Below are 20081 nucleotides of genomic sequence, written 5' to 3'. Positions count from 1 at the left end.
CCTTCGTTCCCTTGACCCGCTAGCGTCTGTCCGAACGTTTTTCGAGGCGTGCGAACAATCGACTGAGCCCGAAGCAGACCACAAAGTAGAAGGCCGCCGTTGTGATCCACGCCTCGAATATCATGCGCGAAGAGGCGACGAGTTCGACCGTTTTGTAGGTCAGTTCCTGCACCGAGATCAGCGACAGGATCGAACTGTCCTTGATCAGTGAGATAAACTGGTTCGCCAGCGGCGGCACAACTTTTTTCATCGCCTGCGGCAAAACCACATAGCGCAGCTCCTGTAAGCGGCTCATCCCGATGGACCGCGCCGCCTCGCGCTGGCCTTTCGGGATCGACTGAATCCCGGCACGGACGATTTCGCCGACGAAGGCGCTCTCAAACAGGGCCAGAACGATGACGCCCGAAACCAGCGAGGGGAAGCGGCGCATTTCGCCAAAGAAGAATTCCCAGACCTGATTATCTTCCTGACGCGCGATGCCGCGTGCCCAACGCTCCAGATTGAGAGCATCAATCAATTGCTGTGACAGAAAGAAAAAGAAGATGAAGACAACGACCACGGGCGGCACGTTGCGCAGAAATTCAAGATAGGTGCGCGCCAGCATCCGGACCGTAAGATTGCCGGAACAACGCGCCACGCCCAGAATGGTACCAAGGATCAGGGCCAGAATGCCGGAGTAGATGCTGATGCGAATTGTTGCCACAAGCCCCTGCAACAGCAGATTGGCGAAGTATTCTTCGCGCCCCGAATGCCAGCCGACAACATAGCCGGGGATCAACTCCCACCGCCATTTGTAGTTGAGCGTTCCTTCGATCGACAGCCAGATATACCCGAAAAACGCGATCAGAACCGCCACGATCAAATAGTCGGGCCATCTGAGTTTTTTCAGAAAGTCTTGCACCGGGTCCGCTCCGCTTCAGGGTCGGGGGCGACGAGGCCGCCCCCAATCACTTTGGTTATTGGGCAACCTGATCGGCCCACTCTTCAGTGGCGAACCAATAGTTGTGACGCTCTTCCAGCCACCCGGAACGCCACTGCTGGGCAATCCAGTTGTTGAAGTAGTTCATCGCGTCAGGATCACCCTTGCGAAGGGCAAAGCCTTCGCCGCGCGGATCGAACAAGTCACCTTCGATCACAACCAGCGTTTCCGGGTTGCGCCCGGCTTCGCGGTTCGGTGTGGGCTGAGCCGCCATTGTCGCATGGGCATTGCCATTCAGAACCTCCTGAGCGGAGGCGCCATCCTCATCAAACAGCAGCAAATTCGCTTCGGGGAAGTTTTCGGCGATGACGACCGCAGGCGTCGCGCCGCGACGGGCCGTAAAGGTCACGTCCGGCGAATTCAGATCCGCCATGGACATGCCTTCGGTCAGCGACTTGTTGGCCATGATCGCCAGACCCGAATAGGCGTAGGGTTCGGTGAAGTTCACGGTCAGGTTCCGCTGCGCCGTGATCGACATACCCGAGATAATCACGTCGAAATTGCCCGACACAAGCGCCGGGATGATGCCATCCCAGGCTGTGGGAACAAATTCGACTTCTACACCCATGTCTTCGGCCAGCTTGCGCCCGACATCCAGTTCGAACCCGATCAGGTCGCCATTCTTGTCGCGCATTGACCATGGAACGAACAGTGACAACCCGATGCGGATCACGCCGTCCTGTTTGATGGTTTCAATTACACTTTCGCTGGACAGCTCCTGGGTCGCGCTTTGCGCCCAACCCGATGTGGCGACACCTGTTGCAACGACCGCTCCGAGGGCGGCCCCCAACATTCTGCGAGAAAGCTTCATCTTGGTTCTCCTTGTTGTCCGACATAGTTTTCAGGTTCATTGGTCGACGGCATATTTCTTCTCCAGGTGGCTTACGCCGATCGACAGGATCAGGGTCACCACCAGATAGACCAGGGCGATGGTGAACCAGATTTCGAAACTCATGTAGGTATCGGAAATGATGTTGCGGCCAAAGGTGGTCAGCTCGGCCACCGCGATCACACTGACAATCGCCGAGGATTTGATCAGGTGAACAACTTCGCCTGTCATTGGCGGCAACATGAAACGCACCGATTGCGGCAGGATGATATAGCGATAGGTCTGATACGGGGTCATCCCGATGGATTTTGCAGCTTCCCATTGACCGGTTGGAATCGCATTGATCCCGGCCCGGAAGATCTCGGAAATCAGAGCCGAATGGAAAACGGCCAGCGTAAGGATGCTGGCGGTGTAGCGATCGAACCCAAAAATCGGGCCAAGGACGTAGTAGAAAAGATAGAGCAGTACCAAAAGCGGGATGTTGCGGATCAGTTCCAGGAACCCAACGGCCACGGCAGACCCGATCACAAGGCGCGACAATCGCAGCAACGCGATCAGCAGGCCAATTGCCGTCGCCAGAAGGAACGAAATCACCGACAGTTTGATTGTGGCCACCAGCCCGATGGGAATCTGGCCCCATTCAAACCCGACCTCGGTGTTGCGGTAGAGGAATTGCGGCACGCGGTACCATTGCCAGTTGTACCCCATACTCTGGGCCCCAACATAGGCTCCGTATGCAATCAGACCGACTATGATCGCGTAGATCGCAACAGAGATCAGAACCGAGTCAAAAAACCGTTTGAGGAATGGCGGCCTTGGCAATGGCTGGCCCTTTGGCCCGGATATGCCCAAATCGCTCATGCTCAATGTGCCAAAATCTGATCCAGGAACAGGCGGCACCGTTCACTCGAAGGATTGGTAAAGAACTGGTCGGGCGGCGAGATTTCAACGATCCGCCCAGCCTCCATGAACACCATCGTGTCCGCGACCTTGCGGGCAAATCCCATCTCATGCGTGACGACGACCATGGTCATGCCTGTGTCGGCCAGTTCGACCATCACATCCAGAACCTCGTTGATCATCTCGGGGTCCAGCGCCGAGGTCGGCTCGTCAAACAGCATGATCCGAGTTTCCATGCACAAGGATCGCGCGATCGCCACACGCTGCTGTTGCCCACCAGACAGCTGCGCCGGGTATTTGTCGGCCTGTTCCGGGATATGGACACGGTCAAGATACTTGCGCGCCGTCTCTTCGGCCTGCGCCTTGGAAATCTTGCGCACTTTCATCGGGCCAATCATCAGGTTTTCCAGAACCGTCAGGTGCGGAAACAGGTTGAACTGCTGGAATACCATGCCAACTTCCTGACGAAGTTCGCGAATTTCCTTGGCCCCGTCATAGACCTCGATCCCGTCAATCACGAGACGACCTGAGTTGTGCCATTCCAATCCGTTGAAACAGCGGATCAAGGTCGACTTGCCCGACCCGGATGGGCCACAAATCACAACCTTCTCGCCCTGATGCACCGTCAGATCGATATTCTTCAGCGCGTGGAACGTGCCGTAATACTTGTCCAGATTGGTCACTTCGATCATCGGAGTGGCTTGGTTCATGTCGTGCCTATCTGGGTTTGGGACACATTGGTCGGGTGTCTTTTGTCGTCTCGGGCGCAGCGCGCTTGACAGCGCAGCCTGATCGACCATCGCAGAGCCGCAACACAGCCTGCACCAGACAGGCGCTGCGATAGGTTTGAGCGGTCGTTCAAGGCCAGAAACTCCTCAAATTCGTTGCACTCTGATTAATATGGTTGCTTAATATGCAATACTCGTCAATAAAAAAACTCATGGCATTGAACTGCATTGCTTGAAATTTGCGCTGATGACCGAAGGAGGAACTGCGAATGTCCGCATGGATCAGGATGATATCTGACGAAGATGCCGACGCACAGCTGCAGGCCACTCTGGACCTGGCGCGTACACCACATGGAACCGTGGATAACGTGATGCGGGTTCACTCCCTGCGCCCCAACACCATGAAAGGGCACGTGATTTTGTACCGGGCCTGCCTGCACGATCAGGTCAACACGGTCCCGATGTGGTTTCAGGAAGTGATCAGCTCTTACGTATCCACACTCAACACATGCCCCTATTCCTACGCCAATCATTGGGCCAATGCGCGCCACCTGATCGGCGACGAAGCACGCGCCGACAAGATCGAGGCCGCGCTTAAGGCACACCGTCCGCAGGATGCATTCGAAGGCGCGCATCTTGAGGCGCTCAAATACGCTGGGAAACTTACAATCTCGCCGGGCACGATGGTCGAATCGGATGTTTCCGCACTCCGAGAGGCGGGTTGGGCCGATGGTGAGATTCTCGAGATCAACCAGATCGTCGGCTATTTCAACTATGCCAACCGATTGCTGAACGGTCTTGGTGTTACTACCGATGGCGATGTGGTGGGGTATTACAGCAGCGAGTGAAAGGACGGATCATGCAAGGGGACCCTCCGGGCAGACAGATCGACCGCGCCATCGGCGCTTCGCTGAAAGAGTTGCGCCAAAGTCGCAAACAATCCGCACGCAGGCTTGCCGAACAATCCGGTATCTCGGCCGCCATGGTCAGCCGCATTGAAAACGGTCTGGTTTCTCCTTCGATCGATACACTTGCGGCGCTGGCCGAAGCGCTTGAAGTGCCGATTGTTTCGTTGTTCCGCGAGGCCCGCACCGATCACACCGACTACACGCTTGTCCGCCATGGCGAAGGGCTGAAATCCACTCGCATCGCGGCAGGGCACAGTCATGAATATGTCAATCTAGCGCTGCATTCGCGCAAAGACCTGCGCTTTCAGGCGCGCCGGGTCACGCTGCTGCGCGAAGGCGGCCCGCCCCCGACCTATGTCGGCCACGGCGTGGTCTTTGTGCAGGCAATCGAGGGCCAGGCCATCTATCGATACGGCGAGGCCCGCTTTACGCTGTCGGCAGGCGACTCGATCAGTGTAGACGCAGAACTCAACCATGGGTTCGACGACGTGTTGACACCCGAATTCGTCTTTCTGACCGTTCAGGCCGAGCGCCCGTAATGCGATAGGAACATGGCGCAGGTACTCGACCTTGACCTAACGAAAGGACCCATTCCCGGTCACTTTCGAACCCTTGCAATTCCAGGCGCAGTCGGAATGTTGTTCAGCACGCTGTACAATATCGTCGACATCTTTTTTGCCGGGCTTCTTTCGACCAGCGCCCAAGCCGGGCTTGCACTTGGGTTTCAGGCCTTTTTCATCTCGATCTCGGTCGGCGTTGGTCTGGGCGCCGCCATGAGCGCGCTGGTCGGCAATGCCCTGGGTGCGGGCGACAACAGAACCGCGCGGCGACTGGCCGCACAAGGGATGGCATATGGCGTTACCGCGTCCTGCCTGCTTGCGCTGGCGGGTTTATGGTTCGGACCGTTGCTGATCAAGCTGGTCTCGGAACCCGGAGTGTATCGCGATGCCGGTCTGCGGTATTTCTATTGGCTGCTTCTGGCAATGCCCGGATTTCTTCTGGCCCATGGATGCAATGGCATCCTGCAGGCCCATGGCGACGCGGTTTCGATGCAGCGGGCTCTTATAGTGGCCTTTTTGGCGAACATCGTTCTGAACCCGCTTCTAATCTATGGAATTCCAGGCGTCGTCCCGGGTATCGGGTTTGATGGGCTGGCGCTGTCCACCGTCATAAGCCAGACCGGTGTAATGATCTTTTTGATCCGTCAGGTTCTTCGACGACGCCGGATGAGACGATTGCGCGCTGCGCATTTCGTTCCGCGCGTGGACCGGTTTTTCGAGATCTCCCTACAGGTGCTGCCGACTGCATTCTCATTTATGGTCATGCTGCTGTCAGTCTTTGTTCTGCAATTCGCGCTGAAGCTGTTTGGCGAGCATGCCATTGCAGGATATGCGATCGCCATTCGTCTCGAACAGGTTATGCTTCTGCCCATTCTCGGCGTCACCGGTGCCCTGTTGCCGATTGCGTCTCAGAACTTTGGCGCGCGCGACAGCCATAGGGTGCGAACGGCGCTGTTCTACTGCTGGCGCGTCGGATTCATGATGTCTCTGGTCGCGATCCCGATCCTATGGCTTGGTGGGCCATTGCTGATGCGGCTTTTCACGACTGACCCCGAAGTCATCCGCGTCGGCGTCAGCTACTTGCGCGTCGATAGCCTGATCCTGCCATTTTACATGATGCTGTTTTCGATCAATTCGCTGCTGCAAGCATTCAAAAAGCCCATCTGGACAGTCTGGATCAGCCTGTATCGTCAGGGCTTTGGAGTCGCGTTCTTTGTCTGGGTGTTTGTCGGCCTGCTGGGCTTTAGCGAAATTGGCGTTTGGCTGGGAACTGCTGCAGCTGTCGTCACCGGTTGGGTCATCGCGATGGCATTGACGAACCGCATAGCACACGCGCAGATCGGCGGATTGTGGACGTCTGCTCGGCAATAATGAAAATATTGCTCAGAAAACCAATCCCTTGGCAAATCGCAGCGCCTGACAAGGAATGAGCGGGGTGCTGAGGCCCCGTATGTTACCGGCATTTCTATTTGGTCGGATCAGACGCCCAAAACACCCTTGTTCCACACCTATCTTTTGAGGCCAGATAGTTCATCCAGACTGGTTCGAACGAACTATTTTTTCCTTTCCATCGCGAAGATGAAAAATACATCCCTGTTCTCGGGACAGGCCAACCATTGCCGCGCGATCCAAGCCGGTGCTCAATCCACGCATAACGCTGGATGTCGCGCCATGAGTGACGACGATGGCGGGACGTCTGAGATCAGAAAGAAAGCTCAGAACCCGTTCGGATATCATGTCAAAGGTCTCACCATCCGGGCTGCCAAAGCTCAAATCATCGTCGCTGAGAACGCGATCCGACTTTTCGCGAATTTCCTGTTTCGTCAGCCCTTCCCATCGCCCAAAGCCGATTTCCTGCAAGCGATCATCTACAACGAAATTGATCTCTGACCCAAGCGCGAGCCGCGCGGTATGCAACGCGCGCCCAAGCGGGCTGACAAAAACGTCACTCGGAACGTGATCGAACCTTTCGAGCAACGTTTTTTGGGTCAGAGCCTGGGCGATTCCTTTTTGCGTCAGAGGGGAATCCTTGCGCCCCTGTAATCGGCGTTCCCTGTTCCAGAGTGTTTCTCCGTGGCGCAATACAAATAGTTCCGGGTGATCAATCATCCTGCATCCTGCAACCGATCTCAGAGTTCTGCTTTGGCAAGCCAATACCGCACGCGTTCTCAGTCTGAAAGCAACTGTTCACGAAATTCCAGGGCGGCCGGAGGTAACCGGCGATAGCTGCGATAGACAACGTACCAGGTGCGCTTCAGCGATAGCTTGTCGCAATCCAAAAGCGCCAACCGTCGGGTTTCGGTCTCAAGCTCGGTTGTCTGGCGCGAAATGACGGCCAGTCCCAACTGGGCCTGCACTGCTTGTTTGACGGCTTCATTCGATTCCAACACGCAGGAGGCCTGACACTCCAACCCGTGTTCCCGAAACGCGCGTTCCATCGCTGCGCGCGTGCCCGAACCCGGTTCGCGCACGACAAAGGGATACTGCGCCAGGTCTGATGGCTCCAAATCCGTTCGATTGGCTAGTGGATGGTCAGGTGGCGCGATGACGACCAGGGGATTATCCTTGAACTGGCGCGCGATCAGATCGGAATCCTCGGGCGGCTGGCCGGTGATGGCAAGATCGGATTCGTTCGAGGCCAACATCTCAAGAATATTGTCGCGGTTGGCCACGCGAAAATCTATCTCGACACCGGGATGGCGTTTTCTGAAGCTGGCCAGGTAATCCGGGATGAAGTAGTTGGCCGTCGAAACCACGGCGATACGTAAGACGCCTTTTTGTACCCCTTTAAAATGACGCAGGTTTTCACGCAGATCATCCAGAACCCGGTTGATCCGTCTGGCCTGATGCAAGACCTCCTGACCGGCCTCGGTAATTTTGATCCCGCGCCCGGCGCGTTCAAGCAGAGCCAGTTCCACCTGAGCTTCGAGCTTTTGCATCTGCAATGTTATCGCAGGCTGAGTGACGTTCAGCGCGTCGGCTGCAAGGGTCAAAGACCCATATCGCTCGATCGCTTCGAACATTTCCAATTGGCGTAGATCGATCCGCATTCCTATTATTAGCAATAGTAATGAAACTCATACAATAAGTAATTTGTGGAAATGTATTCCCCGCTCATATCCTGCAAATGACCAAGGCAACTGTCGTTGCAAAGACTTGATTCAGGAGGCGCAGCGTGGCTGAGAAAATGTACCAAGCCGGTGTGAAGGATTACGCCAAAACCTATTGGACACCAGACTACGTTCCTTTGGATTCGGACCTGCTGGCGGTGTTCAAAGTTGTGGCACAAGACGGGGTTCCCGCCGAAGAGGCCGCCGCCGCCGTTGCTGCCGAAAGCTCGACCGGAACGTGGACCACTGTCTGGACCGATCTGCTGACCGACCTTGATTACTACAAGGGTCGCGCCTACCGGATCGAGGCCGTTCCGGGTGACCCAACCGCCTTTTATGCCTTTATCGCCTATCCGATCGACCTGTTCGAAGAAGGATCGGTGGTAAACGTGTTGACCTCGCTGGTTGGCAACGTCTTCGGCTTCAAAGCCGTGCGCAGCTTGCGTCTCGAGGATATTCGGTTCCCGTTGGCCTATGTCAAAACCTGCGGCGGCCCACCTAACGGCATTCAGGTCGAACGCGACAGACTGAACAAATACGGTCGCGCGCTGCTGGGATGCACCATCAAACCCAAGCTGGGTCTGTCGGCCAAGAACTATGGTCGCGCGGTCTATGAGTGTCTGCGCGGTGGACTCGATTTCACCAAAGATGACGAGAACATCAACTCGCAACCATTCATGCGCTGGCAGCACCGGTTCGAGTTCGTGATGGAGGCGATCCAGAAGGCCGAGGCCGAAACCGGCGAACGAAAAGGTCACTATCTCAACGTCACCGCCGCGACGCCGGAAGAGATGTACAAGCGCGCAGAGTTCGCCAAGGAACTCGGTGCCCCGATCATCATGCACGATTTCTTCACTGCCGGGTTTACCGCGAATACGGGCCTTGCCAACTGGTGCCGCGAAAACGGGATGTTGTTGCATATCCACCGCGCCATGCACGCGGTCGTTGACCGCAACCCGATGCACGGTATCCATTTCCGCGTCCTGACCAAATGCCTGCGCCTTTCAGGCGGTGATCATATGCATTCGGGCACCGTGGTCGGCAAGCTGGAAGGCGACCGCGAGGCGACGCTGGGCTGGGTCGACCAGATGCGCGAACCATTTATTCCTGAAAACCGCAAACGGGGCCTGTTCTTCGATCAGGACTGGGGCGCGATGCCCGGTGTCATGCCGGTGGCTTCTGGTGGGATTCACGTTTGGCACATGCCCTCGCTGGTGCAGATCTTCGGCGATGACGCCTGCCTGCAATTCGGCGGCGGCACGCTGGGCCACCCCTGGGGCAATGCGGCCGGTGCCCACGCGAACCGCGTGGCGCTGGAAGCCTGCACCGAGGCGCGCAATCAGGGCCGTCAGGTCGAACGCGAAGGCCGCGAGATCCTGACCGAAGCCGCCCGGCACAGCCCGGAACTGGCGATCGCCATGGAGACCTGGAAGGAAATCAAGTTCGACTTTGATGTTGTCGACAAGCTGGATGTCTGAGTTCTGCGCCGCATCCAAAACCCCAAGAAACGGAGACAGCGATGACCGACGCATCCGCATACCCGACGACCCAGCCCAGAACCGAGACATTCTCGTACCTGCCGCCGATGACGCCCGAGCGGATCGCCCAACAGGTGGCCTATATGATCGCGCGCGGCTGGAACCCGGCGATTGAATATACCGAACCGGAGAAGTCGTTCTCGAACTTCTGGTACCTGTGGAAACTGCCACTTTTCGGCACGCAATCGGTCGAACATGTGCTGAACGAGCTTGAAGCCTGCCGCCGCGCCAATCCGGGGATGCATGTGCGTCTGATCGCCTACGACAACTACGCCCAGTCGCAAGGCATGGCGTTTGTCGTCTACCGCGCCTGATTGGAACCCGAACCCAAACCCTGAACCGCACCGAGGACCGATATGAGCACCGAAGCGACACAAACCGGATTGTCCGGGCGCGAAGCCTCGATGGCGCGGCGCAAGGCTTTGTCACAGGGCAAAGCAGCGTTGCCGGCGGCAGCCGAACGTGTCCGTTCAGGGTTTCGCCAGGCAGCAATGCCAAATGACAACACCCTTGGGGGCACTGACGTTGTCGTCCCATCGACATCGTTGCCTCCGGCCCCCGTAGCAGCGCCAGTTACCCGTGTTGACGCTGGCCCTGCTACGGGGCGCGAAGCTTCGATCATGCGACGCAAAGCGCTGTCGCTTGGAAAGGCGGCGCTTCCGGCAGCGACCGAACGTATCAGATCCGGTTTTCGACAAGCCGCGATGCCGCACGAGACCGCCGCGCCTGCATCAACGCTGCCCGAAACGCCGGTCAAATCCGAAGCGGTGGCCGCTGCGACAAATGGCCGGGAAACCGCCATGCAGCACCGCATGAATCGGACCCAATTCGGCAAAGGTACCGCCGCGGCAAAGCCCCGTGTCGAACAGCAGGGCACTGTCACCTACCCGCCCAAAGTTCCCTCCGTCACAACCGCCAGTGCGAACACCCCGGTAACCGGTTTGAGCTATGCAACCGGGCAGATGATGACAGGCGCGGAAGCCGGGCGCGACAAGCCATTGACTGGAACTCAGTATGTGGCCGGGACCGAAGGCGGGTATCGCCCGGCACCCGGAAAAGTCGGCCACGCGCGAACCTCAAAAGGTCAGACGGTTTCCGGCACGATGTTGCGTTCGGCAGTGCAGATCACCGGGGATGAAGAACGCGGTGCCGCCGCTGTGACCGGGAACGCCGATCAAACCCTGGACGACGTGCTTGATGACCGAGCCGACACCGCGCTGCCTGTCTCTGCGCAGTTCCCGCGACAGTCGCAACCGCATGGCCAGACAGTCCACGGGACAAGCCTGGGCACCTCGACGCATCGGATCGGATCGAAGTCCACAATGGGCGAGCATGTGATCGAACAGACGTCGGGCGGACAAGACATTTCGGGTACGGTTATCGGCAGATCGCTGCGTGTCACCGGCAATGAATCCGGTGCGGACCGGACGCTGACCGGCTCGCAGTACTTCGCCCCGGCAGCGCTGCCCGAGGCAGTTGCCGCAGAGGCAGGCCGGGTCGACCCGGCCTCGGGCGGAAAGGTCAGCCAGTCGCAAACCTGGACAGGTCAGACAGTCACCGGCCCGCAAATGGAACATGACCCACGGGTCACCGGAGGCGAACACGGCACTTGCGCAGCCATGACCGGCACCCCTTATTTCGGAGCTGACAGCGCCCAGGGCTGGTGCGATCGCGAACGCGCACAGGACCAAGAGGCCACGCAGACCGCAACGGCACCCCGTACCATCACCGGAGACGTGCCGTTGAACGACCCGATGGTTTCGGGCACCGGGCGCGGCGCCGAGCGGGACATAACCGGATCACGCTACTTTGTATCGAACGCAACCGAGACATCGGGCAACCCCGAAGACCAGATTGCTGGATCCATCGACGGGTTTTCCGTGAGATCACCGCAACGCGCGGCCCATCTAAAAACACGCGCCAATTCGGCAACCGACGCAACAAACATCACAGGTACTTTTGCCCAAGGGCAGGGCAAGATCACCGGCAATGTCGAGTTCAGCGCCCCGGCGCGATCCGGCCCCGGCGGCGTGGCCCCTGCCCATCGCGCCGTAACCGGCGAAGGGTCTGTCAAGGGCACGGTCATCACCGGCTCGGCCTGGCGCGACGACGCCCGTATCACGGGAACCGAGGACAGCTCGGCCACATTGCGCAACCCAACCGAACGCGGTGGCGCGGCCCATGGATTTGCCGGAGCCGCCCGGTTTGGAGCAAAAGCCGTGAAACCGGATCAGACCAGCCCGGTGACTGGAGCTGTCGGCTGGACACCTAAGTCCGGAGCGACCGTGACCTTGTCCGGCGGAGCCGCAGGATGATGGCCACCCGACGCATAAAGTCCGGCCCCAATACGGCCTGGAAAGCGGGATGGATGCCCAGCGCTCAGATCGCGCGCGCACGTCCCCGACACGCGGCACAACCGACCGTTCGCAGCGCTCATCCCTTGGCCGAGCCGGCAATCGCCGCCCTGCTGGTCCAACGCGAGAACGCGTTCGAAACCCGGTTCAACCAGTTGATGAGCACATTGATCGAACTGGCACCCCGCCAGTACGAGCCGGATTTCGCCCGTGTTGCAGTTGCCGCCCTGTCGGCGATTGACATTAAGGCTGATCCGGAATGGTTCGCCGCGGACTGGAGCGCCCCTTTGAACATAGGTGACATCCACGCGCGGTGCGTGACCCGACTGTTTGCCTGGATGGCTGAAGCGGGGGACGATCTGAACCTGTTCGACCGTTTCGATGGTGCTCCGATCAAGGACCTGATTGCCCGCTGGGGGTTTCACGCGATTGACATAACACCCTGCGCCGACGGTCGCCTTGCCGGGCTATTGGGCACAGTACTTCGGGTGCCCCCTTCGATCGTAACCGCGCGACGGTCATATGCAGGGGCGATGTTCGATGTCGCGGATGCCGTTCGCAATTGGGAAAAGAATGAACTTGGGCGTTGTCGCGCAGACCAACCCAGTTCTAGCGACGCAAACTCGCGGTATTTGAAGATCGGCGTTTACCATTTCTCCAGCGGCGATCCCACCCATGCAGGTTGCGCGGCGCATGGATGCGATGATGACGCTGCAACGCGCACATTGCTGGAACGGCTGGAACAGTTCCACGACGCCATTACCGCCCGGTATGGTGCGCCCGATGCAATCGCTTTGCTTCTGGTCGGCGTCGACACCGATACGGACGCGATCCGCGTTCATGTCCCGGACAATCAGGGAAAGGTGGATGCCACGCGCTTTGTAGATGCCTCCGACCTTTATTCCGAAACGCAGGGTCTGGCCCGCGACGATGCCAAGGATGCCATTAGGTCGCGCGTTGCGGCTTGCGCCGGAGTGGCCACGGACAACATCGAAACCGGAGCGATGCGTTGGTTCTGTGGCTATCTGCTCAAGAACAATCTGGCGCAGGTTGACGCTGTGCTTCAGAAACATGGCGGCGCGTACCCGATTACGGATCACGCCGAAAAACTTATGGTGATCGGCGATCCGCTGGACGATGTGCAGCAACGCAATATTTCGTTTCAAGCGCAGATGAGCTCGGTCGAAGAAGGTGCCGGAGATCTGGCTATTGGCCTGTCGATCCTGAACGGGCTCTGCCGCGTCAAGAAAGTTTCTATCCCGGTTTTGGTCATGCGTTGTTTCGATCCGCTGATCCCAGGGGACGAACAAGCGGCCACGCGCGCCGCACGCCGCATGGCCCGGGCTGTTACAGCTTCTGCTGGCAACGCAAACGTAACGGTCGAAGCCGCCATCCGCCCCGAAAGTGGCGGGCCACTGCGCTTCGTGTCCTCCAAGCGCGATGAACTGATCTCAGCGGAGGTAGCAGGATGAGAATCTTTCAAGTCGAAGGCACGCTTGTTGCAACCGCGCGGATCAGCAAACTGGAGAACCGACGCCTTTTGGTGGTGCGTGAAAAGAACGGCAGCTGTTCTGTTGCCGTAGATCCTGTCGGCTGTAAGGAAGGTGACTGGGTTATCGCCGTCGGTAGCTCGGCCGCCAAGGACGCGGCGGGGCACAAGGATTACCCGTCTGACCTGACGATAGTTGGCATCATCGACTATTGGGAAGCTGACGCGAAAGGCGGTGTGTCATGAACATCATGCGCGTTGTCCGCGATCTTGTCACCACAAAGCGGGTTTTCGGCCTGCACGCGAAGAAGTTGCAGGTTCTCGAAGATCAGCGCGGCAATGTCGAGGTCGCCGTCGATCCGATCGGCTGCCGCGAAGGCGATTTCGTAGTCACCATCGCCTATTCCGCCGCCCGGATCGCAACAGGAAATCCGAAAGTCACCACCGACCTGACAATCGGCGGAATAATCGACGACTGGACCGAAGAACGCTGGAGTCCCGCACCGCTGCGGCCCCAGTTGAACTAGAGAAACTTAGCCGGAAAAGGAGAACATGATGGCGAGTGAAAAAACGGGCATTGCCCTTGGAATGATCGAAACCCGCGGGTTGGTACCCGCAATCGAAGCCGCCGACGCCATGACCAAAGCGTCCGAGGTTCGTCTGATCTCGCGCCAATTTGTTGGCGGCGGTTATGTGACCGTGATGGTCCGTGGCGAAACCGGGGCCGTGAATGCCGCCGTTCGCGCAGGCGCTGATGCCTGTGAACGGGTCGGCGACGGCCTGGCCGCTGCGCATATCATCGCGCGTCCTCATGCCGAAGTGGAAGGCGTTCTGCCAACCGCTGCGTCTGTCTAAGCCGTAGCGACGCAGGCTTCTGGCTTCGTTTCTGTCTTAGCTGCCGGGTCGCTCTGACCCGGCGCCCAGGCCCGAAAGGAGACTGTTTGCAATGGATACTGTCAAAAACGATATTGCTGTACCGACCGAGGTGATCCCACCCGATTGCTGGACGACAATTGCGTCAGCAGGTGCGCTGCATCGCCGCTTTGAATTCGAAAACTACGCGGGCGTCAGTGCTTTTCTCGAGCGGCTCGCCGGCCTGTCGAAAGAGGTTCGCCTGTATCCTGATCTGAGCTTCTCCAAAACACATGTAAATGTCACAATCCCGGCAAGCGGTGATGATGACTTCCTGACGCAAAGCGATTTCGCCGAGCGGTCAAATCAGTTGTTCGACACAAGCACCCAATGACCCGCGCACCCAAGAAATCCGCTGCACGATCCGCGCCTGCAAAGTCTGCGGCCCCAAAGGCCGCCGCGCGACCTGCCCCAGCAAAATCTGCAGCTAAGAAACCCAAGCGCAAATCCGCGCCCGCCAAACCGCGCCCTTACCTAGGCCTTCCGAATTCGGGCGTTTGGCCGGACTGATGCGATGGTCGCCCAAAAAGCCGCAGGACCTCCGGCCACGAGGCACCGTGCATGTTGCCGCCTGCGTCATACGCGACCAAGATGGGCGCATATTGCTGGCGCAACGGCGCGCTGATCAATTATCTGGTGGCTATTGGGAAGTGCCCGGCGGGAAAATCGAACCCGGCGAGACGCCCAAGGCTGCAGCCGCTCGGGAATTGTTCGAGGAGACAGGCCTGTCCGCGACGCGTTTGAAACGCTTCAGCGCGTATTCTCATCAGTTTGCCACCGGCCGGGTTTCATTGGATGTCTTTCTGGCGGATGACTGGGCCGGCACGCCAAAGGGGCAGGAAAACCAAAGGCTTGCCTGGGTTGACCCCGCATGCCCGCAAGTTGCGCCGCTGTTGCCATCAAATCAGAAAATCCTGACGCTTTTGACACTCCCTAAACAGGTGCTTTGTGTCACAGCCCAAAGTACCCGCAACCCTGACTGGGTCGACACGTCCCTCAACGCGGCAAACGAGATTGGTGCAGGTGCGCTGATGCTCACTGGCCCAATGACGGATGCGCAGCGCGTCTCGCTGACGCGCCGGTTGAACCCGCAGGCGCAAGCGCGCGGCCTGACAATCTGGCAATCGGGGGTTTCCGCCCAAAGCGCGCCGATCCGTATCCTGTCCGCCCCTGCCACTGTGGCGCAACCCATCATTTCGTCAGAAATAGTTGGTGTAATCGCGAAGACCCTGGCAAGCACCTCGGTCGGGCCAAGCCTGCAGGGCGACATCCTCGTCATCCCCAACTACAACGACCCGGCCCGCATGGAAAAAGAGATCAAGGCGTTTACGCAGTCGCTCGCCACCCCCGTCTATGCGGTGGTTACAGCGGATCTTTCCCAGCAACGGGCGGCGCTGTCCGCAGGAGCGGCCGGTTTGCTGATTGACGAACAGAAAAGCCTGTCGGAACCGAAACGGTTTAAGCCCTTCTGGCGCGAGGCTGAACTGGCATGTTAGGATCGGCTGCTGCAAACCTGATCGACCCGGCGGTGCTGTTCTTTGTGCTCGGCGCGGCGATTGGTCTATTGCGCTCTAACCTTGAAATTCCTTCGGCGATCGCAAAGTTCCTTACGCTCTACCTGCTGATGGCATTGGGACTGAAGGGGGGTGCGGCCCTGGCTTCGGGCGGTCTGCCAGCCGAAGGGATCCTGGCCATCGTTGCCGCAATCGCGATGGCCGGTTTCGTCCCGGCCTATGCTTTCTACTTCCTTTCGCGCCGGATCGACCCGTTCGACAGCGCGGCAGTCGCTGCCACCTATGGATCGATCAGCGCCGTTACATTCATCACCACTCAGCAATTCCTGAGCGTCAAGGGCGTCGACTATGGCGGCTACATGACCGTCGCAATGGTGTTGATGGAAACCCCCGCCATCCTTATGGCCGTGGTTCTGGCCACGGCGGTACGGGCCCGCCAGGCCGCGCTTGAGGTGGCCGAGGACGATCCCAATGATGACGTGTTCCAGCCGCTATCCATTCGCGAAGTATTGCAAGAGGCGTTGACCGACGGCGCTCAGCTACTGCTCATTGGTAGCTTGATAATCGGCTATCTGGCCGGGCAGGACGGAAAGGCGGAGATGAGTCCCTTCACAGCCGATATTTTCAAAGGGATGTTGGCCTTCTTCCTACTGGAGATGGGACTGCTGGTCGGGCGTCAGATCAGCGAAGGCCGCGCGAAGATCGACAAAGAGCTGTTTCTGTTTGCATTCCTGTCACCTCCGATCAATGCGGCGATAGCGCTGGGATTGGCCTATCTCATCGGCTTGCAGGTCGGCGATGCGGTGCTGTTGGCAGTGCTGTCCTCATCTGCGTCATATATCGTGGTACCCGCCGTGGCGCGTTACGCCATCCCCGAGGCACGGCCAGGCGTCTACTTCACCATGGCATTGGGCATGACATTCCCCTTCAACATCCTTGTCGGCATTCCGCTGTATTATGCGGTGGCCCAGTCCGTCTGGACATAGGCGCATCCCGTTTGGAAAGGACCTGACCAGATGCGAGAAATCGAAGAAAAGAAGCTACTGACCATCATCACGCCCGGCGAACTTCAACGCATGGTCGTCGAGCAGCTCAAGAAACGTGGCATCGGCGGTTACACAGTCGTGTCTGCATCGGGTGCCGGAACATCTGGCTTGCAATCGGGGATGCTGATCAGCGATTCCAGCGTCATCCTCTACGTCATCATGTCCGAGGAACGGTTGCAAAAAGTGCTGGTTGACATGGACAAGCTCATGTCGCGCGGCTACCGGGTCAAAGCCTTCTATCAGGATATCTCGATCCTGCCCCGAAAAAAGGTCCGCTCGGACAACAGGACCTAGTTCGGCAGGAACGAACCGCCCAATTCACCGATGGCCTGCGAAATGCGCGTGGTACTTTCCTCGGAATGAGTGTCCAGTCGTTGAACAAGATACCAGTACCTCATCACCGGCAGACCGGGCCAATCGATCCGGTGCAAGATGTCTTCGTCCAGTTCACGCTGAACCACATGGGCCGACAACATCGCCACACCCAATCCTGCGATCACAGCCTCTTTTATGGTTTCATTCGAATCGAACGTGACCAATTCCGGCGTGCCGTATGTGTCGATCTGGCCCAGATAGCGTTCCAGAATGATGCGTGTCCCGGATCCGGGCTCGCGCGCCAGTACCGTCTGGCGGACCAGCTCGGCCGCGTCGTAATCCTTGCGTTGTGCCAGCACATGATCGCGCGCGACATAAAGACCATAGGGGTGAGGGCCAATCGGTGTCGCCTGGGCAGCAGGCCCGCGCGGCGGGCGTCCCATGATTGCAAGGTCGATCCGATCTGAAAACAAGTCATTCACAACCGCCGTCCTGTTGGCCACGCGAAAGGACAACCTGATTCCCGGACAGGCCTGCTGCAATGAGGCGATGAGCCTCGGCGCGAAATATCGCCCCGTGGTCTCGAATCCCAAGGTCACATGACCCGCATGACCTGCACCTAACGCTTCCAAATTGTCGCAGGCAGACGCAAGAACACCCTCGATCCGCTCCATGGCGCGGACAAGAACTGCACCGTGATCTGTTGCAACCAATCCTTCTTCGCGCCCGCCCCTGACAAGCATCGCAGTTCCGGTGGACTCCTCTAACTTCTTGATTTGATTGTGAACAGCAGGCGGGCTGAGCGATTGAAGCGACGCGGCGCCCGTAATTGATCCCGTGTCGGCCACCGCCTTCAGACTGCGCAGTTGCTTGAGGGTAATTCCGTTGAGCATGACTATTCCAAAAATATTAGCCTTCGTTTCATTTTATTAAATTTTCTGAAATTCCGCAATGTGGCAGACCATTAACGACCACGCTGGGAGGATGGATAAGTGAACGCGCAGAACGGACATGGTCTCATTGAACAGGCCGCAGCAACCGAGCCGGCACTCGCCGATGTCGTTGATCGTCTGACCGACGTCTTTGCGCAGATCGCACTTCGCATCGCGCGCGGAGAACTTGTCGAAGATCTCGCAAGCGCTGCCGGAACCAATACCGACGGAGACGCGCAAAAAGCGCTGGATGTGATTGCAGATGATGCATTCATGGAGCGCCTGTCTGACAGTGCTGTCCGCTATTACGCGTCCGAAGAACAGGATGACGTTGTTGAACTGAATCCCAACGGATCGCTCGCGCTGGCGATTGACCCGCTGGACGGGTCATCAAACATCGACACCAATGTCTCAGTTGGAACAATCTTTGGAATCTACCACTGCGCCGATGGCCCCGAGGCCAGCTTTCTGCGCCCCGGCCGCGATCTGATTGCGGCAGGTTATGCGATCTACGGGCCGCAATGCAGTCTTGTCATTTCGTTTGGAAGAGGTGTGCAGAAATACGTCCTCGATCCCGAAGACCGCCGGTTCAGACAGGTCGATGCACCGACTGGCATTTCGGTAGATTCACCCGAATACGCCATCAACGCGTCAAACTACCGTCATTGGTCGAACCCGGTGCGCGCCTATATCGACGATCTGGTCGCTGGGGCGGATGGCCCCCGCGCACGCAATTTCAACCTGCGCTGGATTGCGTCGCTGGTGGCGGAAACGCACCGTATTCTGACCCGTGGTGGGATCTTTCTATACCCTGGCGACAATCGCGACGGGTATCAGTACGGCCGGTTGCGGCTGGTCTATGAATGCGCACCAATCGCATTTTTGATCGAGAACGCCGGCGGCAGCGCGTCGAACTGCTGCGACCCTATTCTCGATCAGGTTCCAGACAGTCTGCATGCGCGCTCACCGCTGGTCTTCGGCGGATCAGACAAGGTCATGCGCGTCGCAAGCTACCACGATCTTCCCCAGGAAGAAAATGCCGCCCTGTTCGGCGAACGCGGCCTGTTCCGTACCTGAGCGAGGATTCACCACATGTCCAGAAAACACCCCATCATTTCGGTTACTGGTTCCTCGGGCGCGGGAACAACAACGGTCAAACGCACGTTTGACCAGATTTTCCGTCGCGAGAACCTGAGCGCTGTTTCTATCGAAGGCGATGCGTTTCATCGTTTTAACCGCGCTGAGATGAAGGCGGAACTTGCCAAACGGTTGGAACAGGGCGATTCCACCTTCAGCCATTTCAGTTTTGATGCCAACGAGCTGGAGGAGCTGGAACGCGTGTTTCGCGAATATGGAGATACCGGTAAGGGCCGCACCCGGCACTATGTCCACGATGATGAGGAGGCCGAGAAACTCGGCGTCGCGCCCGGCGAGTTCACCGCCTGGGCTCCGTTTGAAGACGATTCCGACCTGCTGTTTTACGAAGGCCTGCACGGGGCCGTTGTGAATGATCAGGTTGATCTGGCCGCTCTGGCTGATCTGAAAATCGGCGTCGTTCCGGTGATCAATCTGGAATGGACTCAGAAAATCCATCGCGATAAGGCCAGCCGGGGCTATTCGACCGAGGCGGTCACCGATGTCATCCTGCGACGGATGCATGACTATGTGCATTGTATCTGCCCGCAATTCACCCAGACAGACATCAATTTTCAACGGGTGCCCGTTGTTGACACGTCAAACCCGTTCATCGCGCGTTGGATACCAACAGCGGATGAAAGCCTTGTGGTGATCCGTTTCGCAAACCCGCGCGGGATCGATTTTCCCTATCTGATGTCGATGATCCACGACAGTTGGATGACGCGCGCCAACTCGCTGGTCATTCCGGGCGGCAAGATGGATCTGGCGATGCAACTTATTTTCACGCCGATGATCCACCGCCTGATCCACGAAGCCCAACGCGCCTGAGG

Annotated in this window: 23 protein-coding genes; 16 read left to right on the top strand and 7 right to left on the bottom strand. The window is 58.2% G+C overall.

Annotated features, from left to right (window positions below; translation table 11 throughout):
• Nucleotides 1-19 precede the first annotated feature (19 nt).
• Genes ACR0LX_RS16110 through ACR0LX_RS16095 form a run of 4 tightly spaced genes read right to left on the bottom strand, consistent with a single transcriptional unit; the run spans nt 20 to nt 3418 of the window.
• The gene (locus ACR0LX_RS16110) at nt 20-901 is read right to left on the bottom strand and encodes an amino acid ABC transporter permease (protein WP_480784583.1); all 882 of its coding nucleotides are present in this window, start codon (nt 899-901) and stop codon (nt 20-22) included.
• Between the two features lie 55 nt (nt 902-956).
• Nucleotides 957-1790 (bottom strand): transporter substrate-binding domain-containing protein, encoded by an 834-nt coding sequence (locus ACR0LX_RS16105; protein ID WP_480575963.1) that lies wholly within the window; start codon nt 1788-1790, stop codon nt 957-959.
• Nucleotides 1791-1826: 36 nt separating this feature from the next.
• Nucleotides 1827-2669, bottom strand: a complete 843-nt coding sequence (locus ACR0LX_RS16100; RefSeq protein WP_480575960.1) for an amino acid ABC transporter permease — start codon at nt 2667-2669, stop codon at nt 1827-1829.
• A 2-nt stretch (nt 2670-2671) separates the two neighbouring features.
• On the bottom strand, nt 2672-3418 hold the full coding sequence (locus ACR0LX_RS16095; RefSeq protein ID WP_480575958.1) for an amino acid ABC transporter ATP-binding protein: 747 nt from the start codon (nt 3416-3418) through the stop codon (nt 2672-2674).
• 287 nt (nt 3419-3705) lie between these two features.
• Between ACR0LX_RS16095 and ACR0LX_RS16090 the strand changes: the two genes are divergently transcribed.
• Genes ACR0LX_RS16090 through ACR0LX_RS16080 form a run of 3 tightly spaced genes read left to right on the top strand, consistent with a single transcriptional unit; the run spans nt 3706 to nt 6275 of the window.
• Nucleotides 3706-4284: a carboxymuconolactone decarboxylase family protein gene (locus tag ACR0LX_RS16090; RefSeq protein ID WP_480784582.1), complete on the top strand. Its 579-nt coding sequence runs from the start codon at nt 3706-3708 to the stop codon at nt 4282-4284.
• An 11-nt stretch (nt 4285-4295) separates the two neighbouring features.
• Nucleotides 4296-4883 carry a helix-turn-helix domain-containing protein gene (locus tag ACR0LX_RS16085; protein ID WP_480784581.1) on the top strand — a complete coding sequence of 196 codons (588 nt, stop codon included), beginning with the start codon at nt 4296-4298 and terminating at the stop codon, nt 4881-4883.
• Between the two features lie 12 nt (nt 4884-4895).
• Nucleotides 4896-6275 carry an MATE family efflux transporter gene (locus ACR0LX_RS16080; RefSeq protein WP_480784580.1) on the top strand — a complete coding sequence of 460 codons (1380 nt, stop codon included), beginning with the start codon at nt 4896-4898 and terminating at the stop codon, nt 6273-6275.
• A gap of 159 nt (nt 6276-6434) precedes the next feature.
• Here the strand turns inward: ACR0LX_RS16080 and ACR0LX_RS16075 are convergent, their stop codons facing one another.
• Entirely contained in the window at nt 6435-7013 is a 579-nt protein-coding gene (locus tag ACR0LX_RS16075) for a histidine phosphatase family protein (protein ID WP_480784579.1), read from the bottom strand.
• Between the two features lie 59 nt (nt 7014-7072).
• Nucleotides 7073-7954, bottom strand: coding sequence for a LysR family transcriptional regulator (locus ACR0LX_RS16070; RefSeq protein WP_480784578.1), 882 nt, complete (start codon nt 7952-7954; stop codon nt 7073-7075).
• 125 nt (nt 7955-8079) lie between these two features.
• Between ACR0LX_RS16070 and ACR0LX_RS16065 the strand changes: the two genes are divergently transcribed.
• The 11 genes from ACR0LX_RS16065 to ACR0LX_RS16015 all read left to right on the top strand — a co-directional run bounded on the left by ACR0LX_RS16065 (nt 8080) and on the right by ACR0LX_RS16015 (nt 17161).
• Nucleotides 8080-9492: a form I ribulose bisphosphate carboxylase large subunit gene (locus ACR0LX_RS16065; RefSeq protein WP_480575940.1), complete on the top strand. Its 1413-nt coding sequence runs from the start codon at nt 8080-8082 to the stop codon at nt 9490-9492.
• A gap of 41 nt (nt 9493-9533) precedes the next feature.
• On the top strand, nt 9534-9866 hold the full coding sequence (locus ACR0LX_RS16060) for a RuBisCO small subunit-like domain-containing protein (RefSeq protein WP_480575937.1): 333 nt from the start codon (nt 9534-9536) through the stop codon (nt 9864-9866).
• Between the two features lie 42 nt (nt 9867-9908).
• Nucleotides 9909-11867: an alpha-carboxysome scaffolding protein CsoS2 gene (locus ACR0LX_RS16055; protein WP_480784577.1), complete on the top strand. Its 1959-nt coding sequence runs from the start codon at nt 9909-9911 to the stop codon at nt 11865-11867.
• Nucleotides 11864-13378, top strand: a complete 1515-nt coding sequence (locus ACR0LX_RS16050; RefSeq protein ID WP_480784576.1) for a carboxysome shell carbonic anhydrase — start codon at nt 11864-11866, stop codon at nt 13376-13378. Before ACR0LX_RS16055 ends, ACR0LX_RS16050 begins: the two co-directional genes overlap by 4 nt.
• A complete protein-coding gene (locus tag ACR0LX_RS16045) occupies nt 13375-13641 on the top strand; it encodes a EutN/CcmL family microcompartment protein (protein ID WP_480784575.1) in 267 nt (88 codons plus the stop codon). Before ACR0LX_RS16050 ends, ACR0LX_RS16045 begins: the two co-directional genes overlap by 4 nt.
• Entirely contained in the window at nt 13638-13922 is a 285-nt protein-coding gene (locus ACR0LX_RS16040) for a carboxysome peptide B (protein ID WP_480784574.1), read from the top strand. The genes ACR0LX_RS16045 and ACR0LX_RS16040 overlap by 4 nt, the downstream gene beginning before the upstream one ends.
• Before the next feature lie 28 nt (nt 13923-13950).
• Entirely contained in the window at nt 13951-14250 is a 300-nt protein-coding gene (gene csoS1, locus ACR0LX_RS16035) for an alpha-carboxysome major shell protein CsoS1 (RefSeq protein WP_180888108.1), read from the top strand.
• A 91-nt stretch (nt 14251-14341) separates the two neighbouring features.
• A complete protein-coding gene (locus ACR0LX_RS16030) occupies nt 14342-14641 on the top strand; it encodes a 4a-hydroxytetrahydrobiopterin dehydratase (RefSeq protein ID WP_480784573.1) in 300 nt (99 codons plus the stop codon).
• Nucleotides 14642-14816: 175 nt separating this feature from the next.
• On the top strand, nt 14817-15803 hold the full coding sequence (locus ACR0LX_RS16025) for an NUDIX domain-containing protein (RefSeq protein WP_480784572.1): 987 nt from the start codon (nt 14817-14819) through the stop codon (nt 15801-15803).
• Nucleotides 15797-16807 (top strand): sodium-dependent bicarbonate transport family permease, encoded by a 1011-nt coding sequence (locus tag ACR0LX_RS16020; RefSeq protein WP_480784571.1) that lies wholly within the window; start codon nt 15797-15799, stop codon nt 16805-16807. The genes ACR0LX_RS16025 and ACR0LX_RS16020 overlap by 7 nt, the downstream gene beginning before the upstream one ends.
• A gap of 30 nt (nt 16808-16837) precedes the next feature.
• Nucleotides 16838-17161: a P-II family nitrogen regulator gene (locus ACR0LX_RS16015; protein WP_480784570.1), complete on the top strand. Its 324-nt coding sequence runs from the start codon at nt 16838-16840 to the stop codon at nt 17159-17161.
• Here the strand turns inward: ACR0LX_RS16015 and ACR0LX_RS16010 are convergent.
• Nucleotides 17158-18075 (bottom strand): LysR family transcriptional regulator, encoded by a 918-nt coding sequence (locus ACR0LX_RS16010; protein WP_480784569.1) that lies wholly within the window; start codon nt 18073-18075, stop codon nt 17158-17160. The two genes, ACR0LX_RS16015 and ACR0LX_RS16010, sit on opposite strands and share 4 nt — an antisense overlap.
• Nucleotides 18076-18201: 126 nt before the next feature.
• Between ACR0LX_RS16010 and ACR0LX_RS16005 the strand changes: the two genes are divergently transcribed.
• On the top strand, nt 18202-19191 hold the full coding sequence (locus ACR0LX_RS16005) for a class 1 fructose-bisphosphatase (protein WP_480784665.1): 990 nt from the start codon (nt 18202-18204) through the stop codon (nt 19189-19191).
• A gap of 15 nt (nt 19192-19206) precedes the next feature.
• Nucleotides 19207-20079, top strand: a complete 873-nt coding sequence (locus ACR0LX_RS16000) for a phosphoribulokinase (protein ID WP_480575907.1) — start codon at nt 19207-19209, stop codon at nt 20077-20079.
• Nucleotides 20080-20081 lie beyond the last annotated feature (2 nt).

This window comes from Ruegeria sp. CH11, assembly GCF_056537105.1.
Note: the sequence above shows the minus strand (reverse complement) of the source record. Positions and strands in the feature narration are given on the sequence as shown.

Bases quoted from the DNA above. Each gene is read 5' to 3' on its own strand.
- ACR0LX_RS16105 (WP_480575963.1), bottom strand. From the start codon at position 1,790: ATGAAGCTTTCTCGCAGAATGTTGGGGGCCGCCCTCGGAGCGGTCGTT.
- ACR0LX_RS16100 (WP_480575960.1), bottom strand. From the start codon at position 2,669: ATGAGCGATTTGGGCATATCCGGGCCAAAGGGCCAGCCATTGCCAAGG.
- ACR0LX_RS16095 (WP_480575958.1), bottom strand. From the start codon at position 3,418: ATGAACCAAGCCACTCCGATGATCGAAGTGACCAATCTGGACAAGTAT.
- ACR0LX_RS16090 (WP_480784582.1), top strand. From the start codon at position 3,706: ATGTCCGCATGGATCAGGATGATATCTGACGAAGATGCCGACGCACAG.
- ACR0LX_RS16085 (WP_480784581.1), top strand. From the start codon at position 4,296: ATGCAAGGGGACCCTCCGGGCAGACAGATCGACCGCGCCATCGGCGCT.
- ACR0LX_RS16080 (WP_480784580.1), top strand. From the start codon at position 4,896: ATGGCGCAGGTACTCGACCTTGACCTAACGAAAGGACCCATTCCCGGT.
- ACR0LX_RS16075 (WP_480784579.1), bottom strand. From the start codon at position 7,013: ATGATTGATCACCCGGAACTATTTGTATTGCGCCACGGAGAAACACTC.
- ACR0LX_RS16070 (WP_480784578.1), bottom strand. From the start codon at position 7,954: ATGCGGATCGATCTACGCCAATTGGAAATGTTCGAAGCGATCGAGCGA.
- ACR0LX_RS16060 (WP_480575937.1), top strand. From the start codon at position 9,534: ATGACCGACGCATCCGCATACCCGACGACCCAGCCCAGAACCGAGACA.
- ACR0LX_RS16055 (WP_480784577.1), top strand. From the start codon at position 9,909: ATGAGCACCGAAGCGACACAAACCGGATTGTCCGGGCGCGAAGCCTCG.
- ACR0LX_RS16050 (WP_480784576.1), top strand. From the start codon at position 11,864: ATGATGGCCACCCGACGCATAAAGTCCGGCCCCAATACGGCCTGGAAA.
- ACR0LX_RS16045 (WP_480784575.1), top strand. From the start codon at position 13,375: ATGAGAATCTTTCAAGTCGAAGGCACGCTTGTTGCAACCGCGCGGATC.
- ACR0LX_RS16040 (WP_480784574.1), top strand. From the start codon at position 13,638: ATGAACATCATGCGCGTTGTCCGCGATCTTGTCACCACAAAGCGGGTT.
- csoS1 (WP_180888108.1), top strand. From the start codon at position 13,951: ATGGCGAGTGAAAAAACGGGCATTGCCCTTGGAATGATCGAAACCCGC.
- ACR0LX_RS16030 (WP_480784573.1), top strand. From the start codon at position 14,342: ATGGATACTGTCAAAAACGATATTGCTGTACCGACCGAGGTGATCCCA.
- ACR0LX_RS16025 (WP_480784572.1), top strand. From the start codon at position 14,817: ATGCGATGGTCGCCCAAAAAGCCGCAGGACCTCCGGCCACGAGGCACC.
- ACR0LX_RS16020 (WP_480784571.1), top strand. From the start codon at position 15,797: ATGTTAGGATCGGCTGCTGCAAACCTGATCGACCCGGCGGTGCTGTTC.
- ACR0LX_RS16015 (WP_480784570.1), top strand. From the start codon at position 16,838: ATGCGAGAAATCGAAGAAAAGAAGCTACTGACCATCATCACGCCCGGC.
- ACR0LX_RS16010 (WP_480784569.1), bottom strand. From the start codon at position 18,075: ATGCTCAACGGAATTACCCTCAAGCAACTGCGCAGTCTGAAGGCGGTG.
- ACR0LX_RS16000 (WP_480575907.1), top strand. From the start codon at position 19,207: ATGTCCAGAAAACACCCCATCATTTCGGTTACTGGTTCCTCGGGCGCG.